The following is a 15333-nucleotide window of genomic DNA, read 5'->3' as shown; positions in this document are numbered from 1 at the left end:
GAGAGAGAGATCACCCGCATGGAAGTAGTCCGCGCCATCGCCCGCCCGTCGCACTGCAGAGCTGAGTGGGTACGTCGATGATCGGCTATTTCGGCCGCCGCCTTGCCATCGCGATCCCCGTCCTGGTCGGCATTCTTCTCGCGGCGTTCGTGCTCGTGCGCATGCTCCCGGGGTCGCCGCTGGACATGCTCATCCCGCCCGACGCTCGAACCGGCCCCGACTCCGCTGCCTACATCGAGGCGGTCACGAAGCAGTTCGGCCTCGATCAGCCCCTCCCGGTGCAGTGGCTGCTGTGGATGGCGGGGCTGCTGAGGGGCGACCTCGGCTACTCCTACGCCCAGAACCTGCCGGTCGCCGACTTGCTGGGCTCGCGGATCGGATCCAGTGCGCTGCTGATCGTGGCGGGCCTTGCCATCGCGATCGTCATCGCCCTGCCGATCGGCGTGATCGCTGCCCTCCGCCAGAAGACGTGGTTCGACTACTCCGCCGTCGGTGTCAGCATGGTCGCGATCTCCATCCCCGTGTTCTTCCTCGGCCTCATCTGCATCTACATCTTCGCGTTGCGCCTGGGGTGGTTCCCCAGCGGCGGACGCTACAGCGTGGGTTCTGCAGAGACCCTCGGAAGCCTGCTCTGGCACCTCACGATGCCCGCCCTCGTGCTCGCCACTGTGCTGGCCGGGCCGTATGCGCGATACATCCGACAGAGCATGATCGGCGTGATGCAGATGGACTACATCAAATCCGCGACGGCGAAGGGGGCGTCCCGCTCGCGCGTCGTCGTGCGCCACGGCCTGCGAAACGCTCTCGTGCCGCTCATCACCGTCATCTCGGTGCAGGCTCCCGCACTGCTGGCCGGAACCGTGGTCATCGAAACGGTGTTCGCCTGGCCCGGCGTGGGCAAACTCGTCTACGACGCGATCACGAGCCGCGACTACCCGATCATCCTGGCCGTCGTGATGCTCAGCGCGGTCTTCGTCCTGCTCTTCAACATCATCGCCGACATCGTCTCGGCGCTGCTCGACCCGAGGATCCGCCTGTGAGCGCCATCATCAGCACGAGGAAGACCCGTTCGTCGCGCTCGGGCGACCGCTCGCCCGGCGCCATGGCGCTGCGCCGGTTCACCCGCCACCGCCTCGCGGTGGTCAGTGTCGTCATCCTGTTCGCCCTCGTCGTCGTGGCCATCGTCGCGCCCTGGATCGCTCCGCATGATCCGAACGCGATCGACCTCTACGCCACCAGCGAGCCACCCAGTGCCCTCCACCTCCTGGGCACGGACGAGACGGGCCGCGACATTCTCAGCCGCCTTCTCTACGGCGCCCGCGTGTCGCTCACGGTGGGTCTCACGACGGCGGTCTCGACGGGCGCGCTCGGACTCGTCCTGGGCCTCATGGCCGGCTACTACGGTGGATTCCTCGACGGCGTGATCATGCGCCTGTCGGAGATCGTCCTCTCCTTCCCGTCGCTCATCCTCATGATCCTCGTCGTCGCCGTGTGGGGACCGAGCATCACGACGATCGTGGTGGTCTTCGCGCTGACGCACTGGCCCATCACGGCCCGCATCGTGCGGCAGGAGACTAGGGTGCTGCGAGATCAGGACTTCATGGTCGCGGGCCGCGCCATCGGGGCGAGCAATCCGTTCCTGATCGCACGACACGTCCTGCCGGGTGTGCTCTCGCCCCTGACTGTCGCCGTGACGCTCCTGGTCGCCGAGGCCGTGCTGCTCGAGGCCGCACTCTCGTTCCTCGGCCTGGGCGTTCCCCCGCCCGAGGCGAGCTGGGGCGGGATGCTCCACGCGGCGCAATCCCTCACGACTCTCTCGACGAAGCCGTGGATCTGGCTGCCGCCGGGCGTCATCATCGCAGTCACGGTACTCGCCATCAACTACGTGGGCGACGGGCTGCGCGACGCTCTGGACACGAGGCAAAGCGCATGAGCACGAATACCCCTCTCCTTTCCGTCCGCGACCTCGCGGTCGAGTTCACGGCGGGCAGCCGACGCGCGCAGGCTGTGCGTGGGGTCGACTTCGACATCGCCGAGGGCGAGACGGTCGGTGTCGTGGGCGAATCCGGGTCAGGCAAGAGCGTCACGATGAACGCGGTGATGCGCCTCCTCCTCGGACGCAACGCCCATATCTCGGGAAGCGTGAAATACCGGGGCGTCGAGCTCATGGATCTGTCCGAGCGGGAGATGCGCGCGTACCGGGGCAAGGAGATCGCCATGATCTTCCAAGACCCGGCGACCTCGTTCAACCCCGTCCAGACGATCGGCTGGCAGATCACCGAAGCCATCCGCGTGCACGACAAGCGGATCTCTGCGAGAGCGGCCACCGCCCGCGCCGTCGAGCTCCTCGACCTCGTCGGGGTTCCCAGCCCTCGCGTGCGCGTCGGGCAGTACCCTCACGAGTTCTCGGGGGGCATGCGGCAGCGCGCGATGATCGCGATGGCGCTGGCCAACGAGCCCTCGCTGCTGATCGCCGACGAACCGACCACGGCGCTCGACGTGACGGTGCAGGCTCAGATCCTCGAGACGCTCCAAGATCTGCAGGAGAAGACCGGTGTCGCGATCGTGCTGATCACGCACGATATGGGGATCGTGGCCGAGACCGTCGACCGGGTCTTGGTCATGTACGCCGGCAAGATCGTGGAGCAGTCGCCCGTCGAGCCGATCTTCGCTGAGCCGCTCCATCCCTACACCTCCGGGCTGCTGGCGAGTCTGCCGCGCCTCGACGAGCAGGTCGCCGAGTTGTATTCGATCCCGGGTCAGCCGCCCTCGCTCGATCCGCCCCCTCCCGGATGCGCGTTCGCTCCGCGATGCGAGGTTTCCCGCGGCCGAGCGGTGTGCACGGATGTCATTCCGCCGTTGGCGCTCTTCGAGGGCGGCAGAAGAACTGCCTGCCACTTCGCAGGCGAGAGGCCGGCACTGGTCGGCGGGAAGGTCGAAGCCACATGACCGACGCATCGATCACCACAACCTCGACGACGCGCGATCCGGAGCCGTTGCTGTCGGTGTCGGGTCTGCGCGTGGAGTTTCCCATCCGCTCCCGCGTGCTTAGGCGGCACACCGGCACCGTCCAGGCGGTGTCGGGACTCGATCTCGACATCGGACGGGGCGAAACTCTGGGGCTCATCGGCGAGAGCGGATGCGGAAAGTCTACTGCTGGCCGTGCCATCCTCCAGCTCATCAAGCCGACGGCCGGTTCGGTCAAGCTGGACGGCGTCGAGCTGACGACCCTCGCCCGCCGCGATCTCCTCGCCACGCGCCGCGACATGCAGATCGTCCTGCAAGACCCGTTCGCCTCGCTCGATCCGCGGCACACGGTGCGGTCGATCATCTCGGAACCGATCCAGGTGCACGGCACGCCTCGCGACCAGCGAGCGGGTCGAGTGGAAGAACTCCTCGAACTCGTGGGGCTCAGCGGATCGATGGCCGACCGGTATCCGCACGAGTTCTCGGGGGGCCAGCGGCAGCGCATCTCGATCGCGCGCGCGCTCGCCCTCTCGCCCAAGCTGCTCGTGCTTGACGAGCCGCTCTCGGCCCTCGACGTCTCCATCCAGGCCCAGATCGTGAACCTGTTGCGTCGCCTGCAGCGGGAGACGGGCATCTCGCTGCTCATGATCTCGCACGACCTCGCCGTCGTACGACAGATGTGCGATCGGGTCGCGGTCATGTACCTCGGCCGCATCGTCGAGACGGGGACGGTCGCCGACGTGTACACGAACCCCAGCCATCCCTACACGCAGGCTCTGTTGTCCGCGGCGCCAGAGCCCGATCCGAGCCTTCGTGGCGAGCGAGCACGCATCATCCTGAGCGGAGAGGTGCCACGACCGGATTCACCGCCTCCGGGATGCCGCTTCCACACGAGGTGCTGGCGGGCTCAGGAACTGTGTCGCACCGACAAGCCCGACCTCATCGCGCGAAACGGCGCGCAGCACCCGAGCGCGTGCCACTTCGCCACGGCACCGGGCGAGCCCGTCGCCGTGACGCTCGGGGCCCGCTGACGCGAAGGACGAAGGAGGGGCTGCCGGGGAAGTATCCGGCAGCCCCTCCTTCGGTGCGTGTGGTCCCGCGGGCGCGCTTTCTTTCACCCCGGGACGAGAGCGTCAGTCGTATCGCGGCGACGTTCCGTCCAAGCTGATCCAGACGATCTTCGAACGGGTAAAGCTCTCGGCCTGCTCTGGCCCGCCTTCGAACCCGAGGCCGCTCTGCTTCCAGCCGGTGTACGGCGCTCCGGGCGACAGCGCGTGCATCGTGTTTCCCCAGACGATCCCGGCCTCGACGCGCTCCGCAATGCGGTGCATGCGCGACAGATCCTTCGTCCAGATCCCGGCCGCAAGGCCGTAGGGAACGTCGTTGGCGAGTCGAACGGCCTCATCCTCGTCGCGGAAGGGCAGTACAGCCAGCACGGGGCCGAAGATCTCCTCTTGCGCGATCCTCGTCGCAGGGTCGACGTCGACGAAGATCGTCGGGGTGTAGAAGGTCCCGCCGGAGTGACCGGCGACCTCGGGGCGGCGCGCGCCCGTCAGAGCGCGTGCGCCTTCGGCCAGCCCGGCCTCGACGTACTCCTCGATCCGGCGCAGCTGCGTCGGTGTGACGACGGCACCGAGGGTCGTCGCCGGATCGAACGGGTCGCCGACGACGAGCGACTCGGCCCGCGCCACGAGCTTCTCGAGGAACTCGTCACGAATGCCGTCGGCGACGAGCAGGCGGGTGCCTGCACTGCAGAGCTGGCCCTGGTTAGTGGCGAAGCTGAAGAGGCTCGTCGCGACGGCCGCGTCGAGGTCAGCGTCGTCGAAGACGATGTTGGGCGATTTTCCGCCCAGTTCCAACGCGACCGGCTTGAGCAGAGCGCCCGCCCGTGCCGCGATGCGGCGCCCCACTTCCGTGCTGCCCGTGAACGAGATCATCCCCACGGCGGGGTGGTCGACGAGGGCCTCGCCCGTCACCGCCCCGAGCCCGGTGACGACGTTGAACGCGCCGGCCGGCATCCCGGCCTCCGCGATGATCTCGGCGAGCGCCAGCGCCGTGAGTGGGGTCTGCTCAGCGGGCTTGAGAATGACCGCGTTGCCCATCGACAGCGCGGCGGGTACCTTGATCCCATACAGGGGAAGCGGAAAGTTCCAGGGCGTGATGAGCCCGACGATGCCGATCGGCTGCCGGCGGGTGAACGCAAACTGGCCCTGGCGCGTGGGCACGACGGCGCTGCGCAAGTGCTGCGGCATGTCGGCGAAGTAGTCGAACCAGTGGGCCGCCTCGATCACGCCTGCGCGGCACTCCGCGAGGGTCTTGCCGAGGTCGAGGCATTCGAGGTGCGCGAGTTCATCGGCGCGCTCGATCAGAAGGGTCGAGATGCGATGCAGGATCCGGGAACGATCCTCCGGCGCCATGCGGCCCCATGGGCCGTCGAGCGCCGCTTGCGCCGCTCCCACCACACTGTCGATGTCCGCCTGTCCGCCAGCGGCAACGTGCGTGATCAACTCCCCCGTGGCCGGGTTGAATGTCTCGAATGTGGCACCGTCGACCGCGGGGACGAAGCCCCCGCCGACGAAGAGCTCGTTCCGCAGGGCAGGTGGGGCGATGGTCACAGAGGATCTCCGACTTCGTGTCTCGTATTGCGTCGATTCGCGGTTGCGTTCAGTGTCCGTGCATACGTAGTATCACATGAACCTGGCCCGAATATCAGGCCCGGTTTCGTCAGACGGCAGCGACGCGAGATATGCCGCTGTCAAGGTCACGTCCGCTTCGCGCCATTCTCCGGAAGAGCAGGGTCTTATGCATCGACTACTCTGTCGGCCCGCGCCCCCGCACTGACCGCTCTTCCGCGTCCGAGCTTGCCGTCGGCGGCGGAGCAGAAGACGGCTGGCGAGGATTGCCACCGCACGCCAAACTCCCTACTGTCCAAAGAATGAGGGTCCGAGATGCCCGTACACATCGAAGCGAGTGAGCGCGATGGACGGCGGTGACGCCGGCGGCTCCGCGCCCGACCGCAGCGGACATGCCCGGCGACACCGCCCGAGCAGCAAAGACATCGCCCGCGAAGCCAACGTTTCGCAGTCGACGGTTTCGCGCGTTCTGCACAACAGCAGCAGCATCAGCAAGGCGACCCACGAACGCGTGCATGCCGCGATGGCAAAGCTCGGCTACTCCCCGAATGCGGCGGCACGCACCCTCATCACGGGCCGCAGCAACTTCATCGGCCTCGTCGTGTCGAACATCACCAACCCCTTCTATCCCGAAGTGATCGAATCGATTGTGGGTGCCGCCGCGCAACGGGGATTCAACGTTTTGTTGTGCAACACCCAGGAAGACCGCGACCTCCAGGCGTCCTATCTCGACCTGCTCATCGAGCACCAGATCGACGGCGCCATCCTCACCTCGACACTCATCGACGGACGTGACGCGCTCACCAAGGTGAACATGGACCAGATCCCGGTCGTCATGGTGAACCGCACCGTGTCGGGAGTCACCGCTGACGCCGTGCGCATCGACAACTTCGAGGCCGGCCGACTCGTAGCAGACCACCTCGCCGACCTCGGCCACGTCGAACTCGCCTTCGTGGGCGGGCTTGAAGCCACCTCCACGAATCGGGCCCGACGCGACGGTTTCCGCTTCGGTCTCAGCGAACGCGGCATCCAGCTCACCGACGATCGGGTCGTCCACGGGCAGTTCACCCGCGACAGCGGCCACCGGTTGGCGGCTCAGTTGATTGACACTCCCCGCCGTCCCACCGCGCTGTTCTGCGCCGACGACATGGTCGCCTTCGGAGCGATCGACGCCGTCATGGATGCCGGCCTCCGCGTGCCCGAAGACGTCTCCATCGTCGGTGTCGATGACGTCCCCGCGGCATCGCTGCGCCAGGTCGGGCTGACGACGGTCCGGCAACCTGCGGCCGAGATGGGGCGCCGCGCGCTCAACCTTCTCCTTGAGCGCATCGAGGGCCTGGCCAGCGCGGAGCCCGTCGAGATCGTCTTGCGACCACAGCTCATCGTCCGCACCACGACCGCCGCACCGAACATTACGACCGCGAACTAAGGCGTCGCCCGATCGTGCGGGCGGTCACTCCTCCATCAACTGCAGCAGCCGCGCCTCGTTGACCTCGATGTGCCGGAGGACGGACCTGCGTGCTCCGACAGCGTCGCGCGCGCGGATACGGTCGGCGATGGCGGCGTGCTCGTCGAACTGCTGCGCCGCGCGCCCCTCGTTCGATGCCTCATCGTGGTGCAGGACCCGGATGGCGTAGACCATCCCCACGCGCACATCGTCGAAGACCGCCCGGAGTCTGCTGTTTCCGATCAAGCCGATGACGCTGGCGTGGAACTCCATGTCGTGCTGGGCGTACAACTCCGAGTCCGGGATGGTGTCTGCGGACAGGGCGAGCTGGCGCAACGCCGCATCTACCCGGGCGATCTCCTCATCCGGTGCGTGCGTGCAGTTGTCTGCCCCGGCGCCTTCGAGAACCTTGCGGATGCCGTAGAGTTCGTGGATATCAGCCGCCGACAGCTCTCGCACTGAGGCGCCCGCGTTGAACCGCAGCGTCACGAGACCTTGGGCGGCGAGGATGCGCAGCCCTTCCCGGACAGAACGGCGGGAGACGCCGAATCTCTCACTGAGCGACACCTCCCTCAGCGGGGTCCCTGGCGACCATTGCAGGGCGAGGATCTCGCTGCGCAGGGCGCTCGCGACCGTCTCCGGCGCGCTCACGGACTCGTCGGGAGTCATCGTGCACCCGGCGCGGACAGGCCGGCGGCGGACAGCCGCTCGAGGGTTTCGTACGATCCGGTGATCCGCTCATTCGCGTACTCAGCTCGACGGCCCGCCCTCACTCGCAGCGCATTCGACGCGAGGTTGAGCGCGAGGCGCCCGGCGACCAGGGGCATCACGACCGACGTCTCCGCGACATCCATGGGGACCTCCGATTCGAAGCCGGCCAGCACGTCACCGATTGCCGGAGCTGGATCACTTGCCCGTCTGGAGAGATACGCGGCTAACACGGCGACTTCCGCAACCCGCGGCCCGGACGTCATGTCGCCGAAGTCCAGGATAGCCGCGATGCCCCTCTCCGGGGTCAGCAGGATGTTCGAATCGTTGAGATCCTGGTGGATCATGGCGGCGGGCAGAGCGGCCAGCCGCTCCATCGCGTGCGAGCTCTTCAGAACACCCAACGCCCACGCACACGCCTGCTGCACGGAGGAGGCACCGAGAAGCGGAATGCACGTCTCGAGCCGCTCCTCCAGCCGTCGCACATCCCAGTCGTGCAGGCTAGCTACGGGCGGTGGCGGCGCCGACTGCAGAGTTCGGTGGAACCTGCCCGCGGCCGCACCGATCCGGTGCAGGAGTGCCGAGTCCGCCTCCACCTGGATCAGCGGCTGACCATCGGCCCACTCCATCACTAGCACCGCGAATGACGTCGGCGCGGAGCGGTCGGCGTAGGTGACGCGGCCGTCCCGGGCGAGGACGCAGTCCGGGACGGGCTGGCCGGTTGCGTGCAATAGGCGCTGAACCTCCCCCTGCCATTCGAACACGCGAAGCGCATCATCGGTGTCGACGTGATGAGCCTTGACCACGTACCGCCCACCCCCCGTGACGACGAGGAACGTGTCCGCTATCTCGCTCCCGAGCCGTGAGAGCTCGATCGGATCCAGCTCGTACCCGCGGCGAAGGACATCGGCGACATCCTCGGCGGTTAGCATGACAGGGGGTCTCATATTGGTCACCAATAGTAGGGTATAGATCTACCGACCAAGGGAGCAGAGTGTGCGAACTTCGCATATGGCGAATGCGTTTGACGGCGCGGACACGGCGAAGATGACGGATCACGAGAGGCGCCTGCTCGAGCGCCGGATGAATTCGCTTGCCCCCATGTACCGCCTCTTCTACGAGACGCCGGTGAGTTTCGTACGTGGCGAGGGCGTCTTCCTATTCGACCGGGAGGACAACGCCTACCTCGACGCGTACAACAACGTGCCGATCGTCGGGCACGCGAACGCCGCGGTCGCCGACGCCGTCGCATGCCAAATGAGGACGCTCAATACCCACACGCGCTACCTTGAGGAGCTCACTGTCGATTACGCGGAAGAGTTACTCGCGCGCTTTCCCGCTCCGCTCCACAGAGTCGCCTTCGCCTGCTCGGGGAGCGAGGCCGTGGACCTCGCGACCCGCATCGCCCGCTACGAGACGGGCGCGCAGGGAGTCATCGTCACACAGCACGCCTACCATGGCACGACGACGGCCACCGCGGCAATCTCCCCCAGCCTCGGCAGAAACAACGTTCTCCCGGCCACGACCGCGCTCGTGCGGGCCCCCGACATGTTGCGGGATGATCCGTCGACGGCCGCAGCGCAGTTCGCCGAGCGAGTGACGCTGGCGATCGCGAAGTTCCGCGAAGACGGTATCAGCCTCGCGGGCATGATTGTAGACACGTCGCTGTCGAGTGACGGGTTACAACTGGAGCCGGTGGGTTTCCTCCGCGAGGCCGCAGATATCGTCCGCGCGCATGGCGGCGTGTTCATCGCCGACGAGGTTCAAGCCGGGTTCGGCCGCCTCGGTTCGTGGTGGGGCTTCGAACGCCACGGCCTGGAGCCCGACATGGTGGTGCTGGGCAAGCCGATGGCGAACGGCTTCCCCGTCTCGGGCGTGGTGGGCACTGATCGGGTCATGCGCCGCTTTGGGCAGGACGTGCGGTACTTCAACACCTTCGCGGGCGCGGAGGTCGGCATGAGCGCCGCGCGCGCGGTGCTCGCGCGAGTTTCCGGCGGATTGGTGGACCACGCCGCGCAGGTTGGCACCCTCCTGAGGGACGCGCTCACGGACGCGAGCGCGGGCAACTCGGCGGTCGCCCAGGTGCGCGGTGAGGGCCTCTACGCGGGGGTCGAGTTCGTACATCCGGACGGCTTGCTGACACCCGATCCGGCCTTTGCCTCGCGCGTGACGAACGGCCTCCGCGCGCGACGTGTGCTCACGAGCGTGTCGGGCCAGTTCGAGAACGTGCTCAAGGTGCGCCCGCCGCTCGTCTTCGGACCCGAGCATGTCGCCATCCTCCGGGACGCGTACCGCGGAGCCCTCGAAGAGGCCGTTGAAGCGTCGTCGTCCTAGCGCGCGGGGCACCTCGCGTCGAGTGATTCGAGCGGGTACTCGCCAGCAGTATCGTTCGTGTGCGTTCGATCCACTCTTCGAGCATCACGCCGCCATCACCCATTCGTCGCGCACCACCGACTTCTACGACGCTAGATACCGGCATCCAGCCTCGGAGGCGCAGTAGGCGACGGGCGGGCGATGCCCTCCCGGACCTCGGCGCGGCGCTTGCGGTAGCGGTCGCGGGCGCCGGTGATCACCATCCACATCGCGTAGGCGAACAGCGCCGTGGCAATGCCCGGCACCACCCACACGCGCGCGTCCCCGTTGACGGCCTGGTTCGCCCAGCCCAGCCACGGCACCGCGTACCAGACGGTGCCCTTGATCTGCACCGGCATGACCGGGTCGGCGTCGGCGACGGTGTTGGCGTCGCCCTGCGTGATGAACCGCAGCTCGCCCGAGGCGGAGTCGGTCACCCGCGCGATCACACGGTGCGTGACCAGGGTGGGCTTTCCCGACTCGAGCTGGAAGGTCAGCACGTCGCCGATGCCGATCTCTTCGACCGGCGTCGGCTTGACCACCACGAGGGTGCCCGGCGGCAGGGTGGGCGACATCGACCCCGTCAGGATCGTCAGCGGCGTGCCCCCGATCGCCGCCGGCACGCCCACCACCAGCACGCCGAGCCCGAGCACCAGCAGCAGAATGCCGATGCTGATGCCCCCGGCCACCGCCCGCACCACGGACCGTACACGCCCCAGCGGCGTTGCCCGCGGCGAGTGGATGCCGGTGTGAACGCCGCCGACATCGCCAGACTCGGTCTCGATGAGTGTCGCGTGCTCGATAGACATTATCGCCATCCGCATGTGACGCTTCTGGAAGCCCCTGATTGGGCGATGTGGATCTTGCCCGACGCGACGGGATTCCATTTCCCACCTGCGATCTGCTGCTCCACGTAGACCCATGTGTTGCCCACGCGGTTCGTTCCGCCCTGCACGTAGGTCGCCAGCGCGGCATCAGCATCGTAGATCTGCACCAGTGGGTTCCAGCCGGTGAGGTTCGGCATCGGATACGCGACGCGCGTCGTGGACGTCGTGTCCCGCGCCAAGAAGACGCGATACGAGGTCTCAGCCTCATACTTCAAGTTCTTCGAGAACGACATGGACACGCCATTGCTCGTGCTGCATGCCAAGACCTCAGGCGTTCGGACGGGGTCGCCAATCATCCCGAAGCTGAACTGCTGCGCAGCCCGATTGGTGCAGGCCGCCAGAATGATCCCGTAGGGGCTGCCACCCCACAATGACGGGCCGATCGTCAGGCAATTACCGGGGTACGCGACGCTCTCGATCGCGAATGTGCCGCCGGACACCGCGTTTATCTGCCAGCGCTGCGTCGCGCTGTCGGATGCAGGCTGCGTCCGGAGGGGCGTGTTGCCGGGCGCGGTGGCGGTCAGTCGCGGAGCGAGTGGGGTTCCCGAATCATTGTTCGCCCAGGATATGTTGAAGGAACCGTCCGACAGTCTGAAGATGCGCCACTGGTAGTCCCAAGACGTGTCACGGCCGTCGGCGAGGCAGTTCGAGTCGCGTGCGACGTTGTAGGTTCCGTCGGCCATGTACTGCCGGTAGACACAACGCCCCTCGTTGTAGATGTTGTAGCGGGCGGAGCTGTCGGTGAAGAACAGCAGGCTTGAGCCGACCGACTGGGTGAACGACACCTGCGTGCCGGTGAGCGTCCACGCCGCGAGCGGCGCGTACTGCACCTGGGTCTGCACGCCGAGCACCGCGGATGCGTTCGCGTAGGTCGTCGCTCCGGCCGAGGACAACGAGGTCTTGACGCAGAGAATGAGGGTCTGCCCGGCATCCACCCGCCCCGACGCGGCGAACGCGGCCGTCGCGGACAGCGTTCCCGTCTGCGGGGCGCTCAGCGTGGTCGTGGGGGTGCAGGCGCCGACAGTGGAAACCGGCGCGACGGCCACCGAGATCGCACCGACGAGCCCTGTCGTGGTCTGTGATTGCGTGGTGAGCGCGATGCTGTAGTCCGCGCCGCGGCTGCCGGTGTTGACGACCGTGACGGCGCCAGCGGCCGTGAGGTTGGACGCGTTGTACGTGACGTTGAGCGGCGTTGATGCCGCATCGGGATGCACCGTCTGCGTCATACCGATCTTGGCCGTCGCGGCTTCGGTCTCGAGGTGGGTGGTCGCGCTCCAGTAGGCGATAGCGCCGCCACCGCCGACCAGGGTGAGCACGGCGACGATCGCTGTGACGAGCAGGGCGCGGCGCTTCATCGGGGCACCTGCACGCCGTCGATCTGGAGTGCGAATGCGACGCGCTGATCCGGCGTCGCGGCTGTGGTGGCGCGGACCTCGACACACGCTGCGAGAGACTGCTCTCCCGCGAGCACCACGCCGATGTCGGGTGTTGCAGCCGTGGTGATGCTGCGTGGTGTACTCCCGATCGCCGCGACGGGGAGCGCGCTTCCTGGGCAGTTGCCTGCCACGACGCGCACCTCGAAGCCGGGCGATCCGGTGCTCGCTCCGGCGTAGAGCTCGAGCGGTGCTGTCCCGGTGTTGACGAGAGTAGCCGTCTGTCGGACGGACTCGCCGGGCAGCAGGTTCCTCCACATCGCGTCATCGTGCTGCGAACCCCACGCAGCAGTCAGCCCGGCCGTGCCGGTCGTGATGGTTCCGGCATCCACCGGCACGGAGTCCTGCCACAACGCGTAACTGCCCCCCACACGCGAGAGCGCCAGGAACAACAGGATGCCGGCACCGAGCGCCGCGAGCATCAGGGTGCGCACACGCCAGAAGGCGCGGCGACGAGTCGGCTCCGCGGGCGAGTCGGTCATGTCCACCACCCCTCAGACATCGGACGAGATGCGCGGTGCCCGCCCACTCCCCAGTGGCGGGCACCGCGTGTTCTTGGGCTCGTTACGGCGTCGCGTCGGTCTGAGTCAGCAGGAACTTGAGCCCGGACACGTTCACCGTCGCATTCTTCGCGGTGTTGTCGACCGACGTGCCGAAGGGGAACTCGACGGTCACGGTGACCGGCACCTTGTAGGTCCCGGGGTCGGTGAACGTCGCCAGCCCGGAGGCGGCATCGAACGACATGCCGGTGAGACCCGTGGTGTCGGCATCGAACGTGACGTCGAACTGATCCGCGGCGGCGCCGGTGATCTGCAGCGACGTCTCGTCCAGCGATAGAGCACCCTGGATGTTGTCGCCCGTTGCGACGACATTCAGCGTCGCCTCGTACACGGCTTCGTCACCCGGAACCCAGAGCGTCGGAGCATCCCACGTGGGGTCGCCGTCCACGCTCAGAGCGAGAGTGCCCGCGTTGATGGAAACGGCCTTCAGACCGGCGTCGCTGTTCCAGTAGGCGAGCGAGCCGGCGCCGCCGAGCAGCAGGACGGTGGCGGCCGCAGCCGCGATGGAACCCTTGACGAACTTGTTCACGATTTCTCCCCAGAAGTCGATCGGTGATGCCCGCCCCCGCGTTCCGAAGATCGGCGGCGTCCCAGTCGGGTATCGGGGGGACGACCACGGCGGCGACGCGGGGGGCGAGCCGAGTGATTCCGACGTTAGTGACGCGGAGCCGGAAAACTAGACGAAAGTCGCAACCTTGTTGCAATCTTTGGATGATCTTGAGCCGGGCTTGTACTTCAGGCCCCGACAGGGTGGGAGCGCTCTCAGGCGGTCAGTTCTCCACGCGTCGCCGGGCTCAACTCGGCGTGCACGAGAATCGGCAGGTGATCGCTCGTCCCCTGCGGGAGCGTCGTGATGCGATCGATGTCGAAACCGACGCTCGTGGCGAAGTCGTAGTGCCCTTTGAAGAACTTGTAGCGCGTGTACGTGCGCTGATCGCTCAGGTTCAGCTCGAACCCGGCGTCGCGCACCCGTTGCCCGAGGTTCTCCTTGAAGACCGGATAGTTGTAGTCGCCGAGCATCAGGATCGGCAGGTTGTCGCCGAGCTCGGTCAGCTCGACCAGCGCCGCCTGAATCTGCTTGCGTCGCAAGGAGTTCAGCGCGGTCAGCGGCGCGGCATGGAAGCTGGCCACGATGAACTCGCGCCCCTGGTCGATGTCGTGCAGTCGCACACCCAGCATCCGCTCTTCGGCCGGCCGCAGCACGCGGTCGTGCAGCGACTTCTTCAGCGCCATCGACATCACTTCGAGCGCCCGGAACGTGTTCTCGCGGTAGTAGACGGCAAGGCCGAGGCGGTTGCGGCTGGTGGCGTCGGCGAGCCGGAGCCCGCTGATCTGCGCCGGGATGCCGGAGGTGTCGGCCTCCTGCAGGCAGAGAACGTCGACCCCGTGTCGTTCGACGAGGTCCTCCAGCTCGTGCGCTGCGCGGTGCTTGCGGAGGTTGTACGAGATGATCCTCATGCTGATCTCCACCCTACGCCGGGCAGATGACGACGATCAGTCGTCGAGGTTACGGCGCGCTCGCGTCTGCTCGGCGCGCGCCGCCAGCAGGTCGTCGGCGGGGTAGCCGACCTCGGTCAGGGTGAGGCCGCGCGCGGCGAGCACCTTGAAGTCGCTCGTGCGCTCGCCCGCATCGCGGATGTCGGCCAGATCCTCCACGTCGAGCCGGTCTTCGCCGACCGCGACACAGGCGCCGACCAGGGCGCGGACCATGCTGTGGCAGAAGGCGTCGGCTTTGACGTTGGCGATCAGGATGCCGGTGGCGTCGCGCCGCCAGTCGAACTCGAGCAGCGTGCGGATCGTGGTCGCCTCTTCGCGCGGTTTGCAGTACGCGGCGAAGTCGTACAGGCCGATCAGCGACCGGGCGGCCGCGTCCATGGCATCCACGTCGAGGTGCGCATTGACGGTCGTGGTGTTGTGCCGTGTGAGCGGGTCATACCCCGCGGTGCGATCGGCGATGCGGTAGGCGTACCGGCGCCACACGGCCGAGAACCGGGCGTCGAAACCCTCGGGGGCTCGTGCGCTGGCGCGCACCGCCACGTCGGGGTACTGGCCCAGCACGCCGTTCAGCCGGGGTGCCAGCGCCTCGGGCGCCGGGTTGCGGCTCTTCGCGAGTCGCGCCTGCTGTGCTTCGGACAGGTCGAGGTGGGCCACCTGGTCGGCGGCGTGCACACCGGCATCCGTCCGCCCGGCGACCACCAGACGCGGGTCGCCGCCGAGGATCCGTGCGATGGCCGACTCGAGCGTGCCCTGCACGGTGCGCAATCCGGGCTGCCGCGCCCAGCCGCGGAATCCCGTGCCGTCGTAGGCGATGTCGAGTCGGAGCCGCACCCGACCAGCCTATCGGCG

At 67.4% G+C, this 15333-nt stretch carries 15 protein-coding genes; 6 read left to right on the top strand and 9 right to left on the bottom strand.

All coding sequences use genetic code 11. The annotated features are described in order from the left end of the window. The first annotated feature begins 77 nt into the window (after positions 1 to 77). Genes ACQ143_RS10490 through ACQ143_RS10475 form a run of 4 tightly spaced genes read left to right on the top strand, consistent with a single transcriptional unit; the run spans position 78 to position 3998 of the window. Positions 78 to 1040: an ABC transporter permease gene (locus ACQ143_RS10490; protein WP_449570630.1), complete on the top strand. Its 963-nt coding sequence runs from the start codon at positions 78 to 80 to the stop codon at positions 1038 to 1040. Continuing rightward, on the top strand, positions 1037 to 1933 hold the full coding sequence (gene opp4C / locus ACQ143_RS10485) for an oligopeptide ABC transporter permease (protein WP_449570629.1): 897 nt from the start codon (positions 1037 to 1039) through the stop codon (positions 1931 to 1933). Before ACQ143_RS10490 ends, opp4C begins: the two co-directional genes overlap by 4 nt. Continuing rightward, positions 1930 to 2949 carry an ABC transporter ATP-binding protein gene (locus tag ACQ143_RS10480; protein ID WP_449570628.1) on the top strand — a complete coding sequence of 340 codons (1020 nt, stop codon included), beginning with the start codon at positions 1930 to 1932 and terminating at the stop codon, positions 2947 to 2949. The genes opp4C and ACQ143_RS10480 overlap by 4 nt, the downstream gene beginning before the upstream one ends. Then, a complete protein-coding gene (locus tag ACQ143_RS10475; protein WP_449570627.1) occupies positions 2946 to 3998 on the top strand; it encodes an ABC transporter ATP-binding protein in 1053 nt (350 codons plus the stop codon). Before ACQ143_RS10480 ends, ACQ143_RS10475 begins: the two co-directional genes overlap by 4 nt. Positions 3999 to 4100: 102 nt before the next feature. Here ACQ143_RS10475 and ACQ143_RS10470 read toward each other — a convergent pair whose 3' ends face one another. After that, positions 4101 to 5582 carry an aldehyde dehydrogenase family protein gene (locus ACQ143_RS10470; RefSeq protein ID WP_449570626.1) on the bottom strand — a complete coding sequence of 494 codons (1482 nt, stop codon included), beginning with the start codon at positions 5580 to 5582 and terminating at the stop codon, positions 4101 to 4103. A 364-nt stretch (positions 5583 to 5946) separates the two neighbouring features. Between ACQ143_RS10470 and ACQ143_RS10465 the strand changes: the two genes are divergently transcribed. Continuing rightward, positions 5947 to 7029 (top strand): LacI family DNA-binding transcriptional regulator, encoded by a 1083-nt coding sequence (locus ACQ143_RS10465; RefSeq protein ID WP_449570853.1) that lies wholly within the window; start codon positions 5947 to 5949, stop codon positions 7027 to 7029. A 24-nt stretch (positions 7030 to 7053) separates the two neighbouring features. Here the strand turns inward: ACQ143_RS10465 and ACQ143_RS10460 are convergent, their stop codons facing one another. Both ACQ143_RS10460 and ACQ143_RS10455 read right to left on the bottom strand, forming a co-directional pair. Next, a complete protein-coding gene (locus ACQ143_RS10460) occupies positions 7054 to 7698 on the bottom strand; it encodes a GntR family transcriptional regulator (RefSeq protein ID WP_449570625.1) in 645 nt (214 codons plus the stop codon). Between the two features lie 14 nt (positions 7699 to 7712). Next, positions 7713 to 8687, bottom strand: a complete 975-nt coding sequence (locus ACQ143_RS10455) for a phosphotransferase (protein ID WP_449570624.1) — start codon at positions 8685 to 8687, stop codon at positions 7713 to 7715. A 115-nt stretch (positions 8688 to 8802) separates the two neighbouring features. Between ACQ143_RS10455 and ACQ143_RS10450 the strand changes: the two genes are divergently transcribed. Continuing rightward, on the top strand, positions 8803 to 10089 hold the full coding sequence (locus tag ACQ143_RS10450; RefSeq protein WP_449570623.1) for an aspartate aminotransferase family protein: 1287 nt from the start codon (positions 8803 to 8805) through the stop codon (positions 10087 to 10089). 131 nt (positions 10090 to 10220) lie between these two features. Here ACQ143_RS10450 and ACQ143_RS10445 read toward each other — a convergent pair whose 3' ends face one another. The 6 genes from ACQ143_RS10445 to truA form a co-directional block, all read right to left on the bottom strand. After that, positions 10221 to 10916: a signal peptidase I gene (locus ACQ143_RS10445; RefSeq protein WP_449570622.1), complete on the bottom strand. Its 696-nt coding sequence runs from the start codon at positions 10914 to 10916 to the stop codon at positions 10221 to 10223. Beyond that, on the bottom strand, positions 10916 to 12349 hold the full coding sequence (locus tag ACQ143_RS10440; protein WP_449570621.1) for an RICIN domain-containing protein: 1434 nt from the start codon (positions 12347 to 12349) through the stop codon (positions 10916 to 10918). Before ACQ143_RS10440 ends, ACQ143_RS10445 begins: the two co-directional genes overlap by 1 nt. Further along, positions 12346 to 12909 carry a hypothetical protein gene (locus tag ACQ143_RS10435; protein ID WP_449570620.1) on the bottom strand — a complete coding sequence of 188 codons (564 nt, stop codon included), beginning with the start codon at positions 12907 to 12909 and terminating at the stop codon, positions 12346 to 12348. The genes ACQ143_RS10440 and ACQ143_RS10435 overlap by 4 nt, the downstream gene beginning before the upstream one ends. An 82-nt stretch (positions 12910 to 12991) precedes the next feature. Beyond that, the gene (locus ACQ143_RS10430) at positions 12992 to 13516 is read right to left on the bottom strand and encodes an alternate-type signal peptide domain-containing protein (protein ID WP_449570619.1); all 525 of its coding nucleotides are present in this window, start codon (positions 13514 to 13516) and stop codon (positions 12992 to 12994) included. A gap of 233 nt (positions 13517 to 13749) precedes the next feature. Next, positions 13750 to 14445, bottom strand: a complete 696-nt coding sequence (locus tag ACQ143_RS10425) for an endonuclease/exonuclease/phosphatase family protein (protein WP_449570618.1) — start codon at positions 14443 to 14445, stop codon at positions 13750 to 13752. Between the two features lie 36 nt (positions 14446 to 14481). Then, positions 14482 to 15315, bottom strand: a complete 834-nt coding sequence (truA, locus tag ACQ143_RS10420; RefSeq protein WP_449570617.1) for a tRNA pseudouridine(38-40) synthase TruA — start codon at positions 15313 to 15315, stop codon at positions 14482 to 14484. Between the last annotated feature and the right edge of the window lie 18 nt (positions 15316 to 15333).

It is taken from the genome of Microbacterium pollutisoli (assembly GCF_053586795.1).
This window is presented reverse-complemented; position numbering and strand designations above follow the sequence as displayed.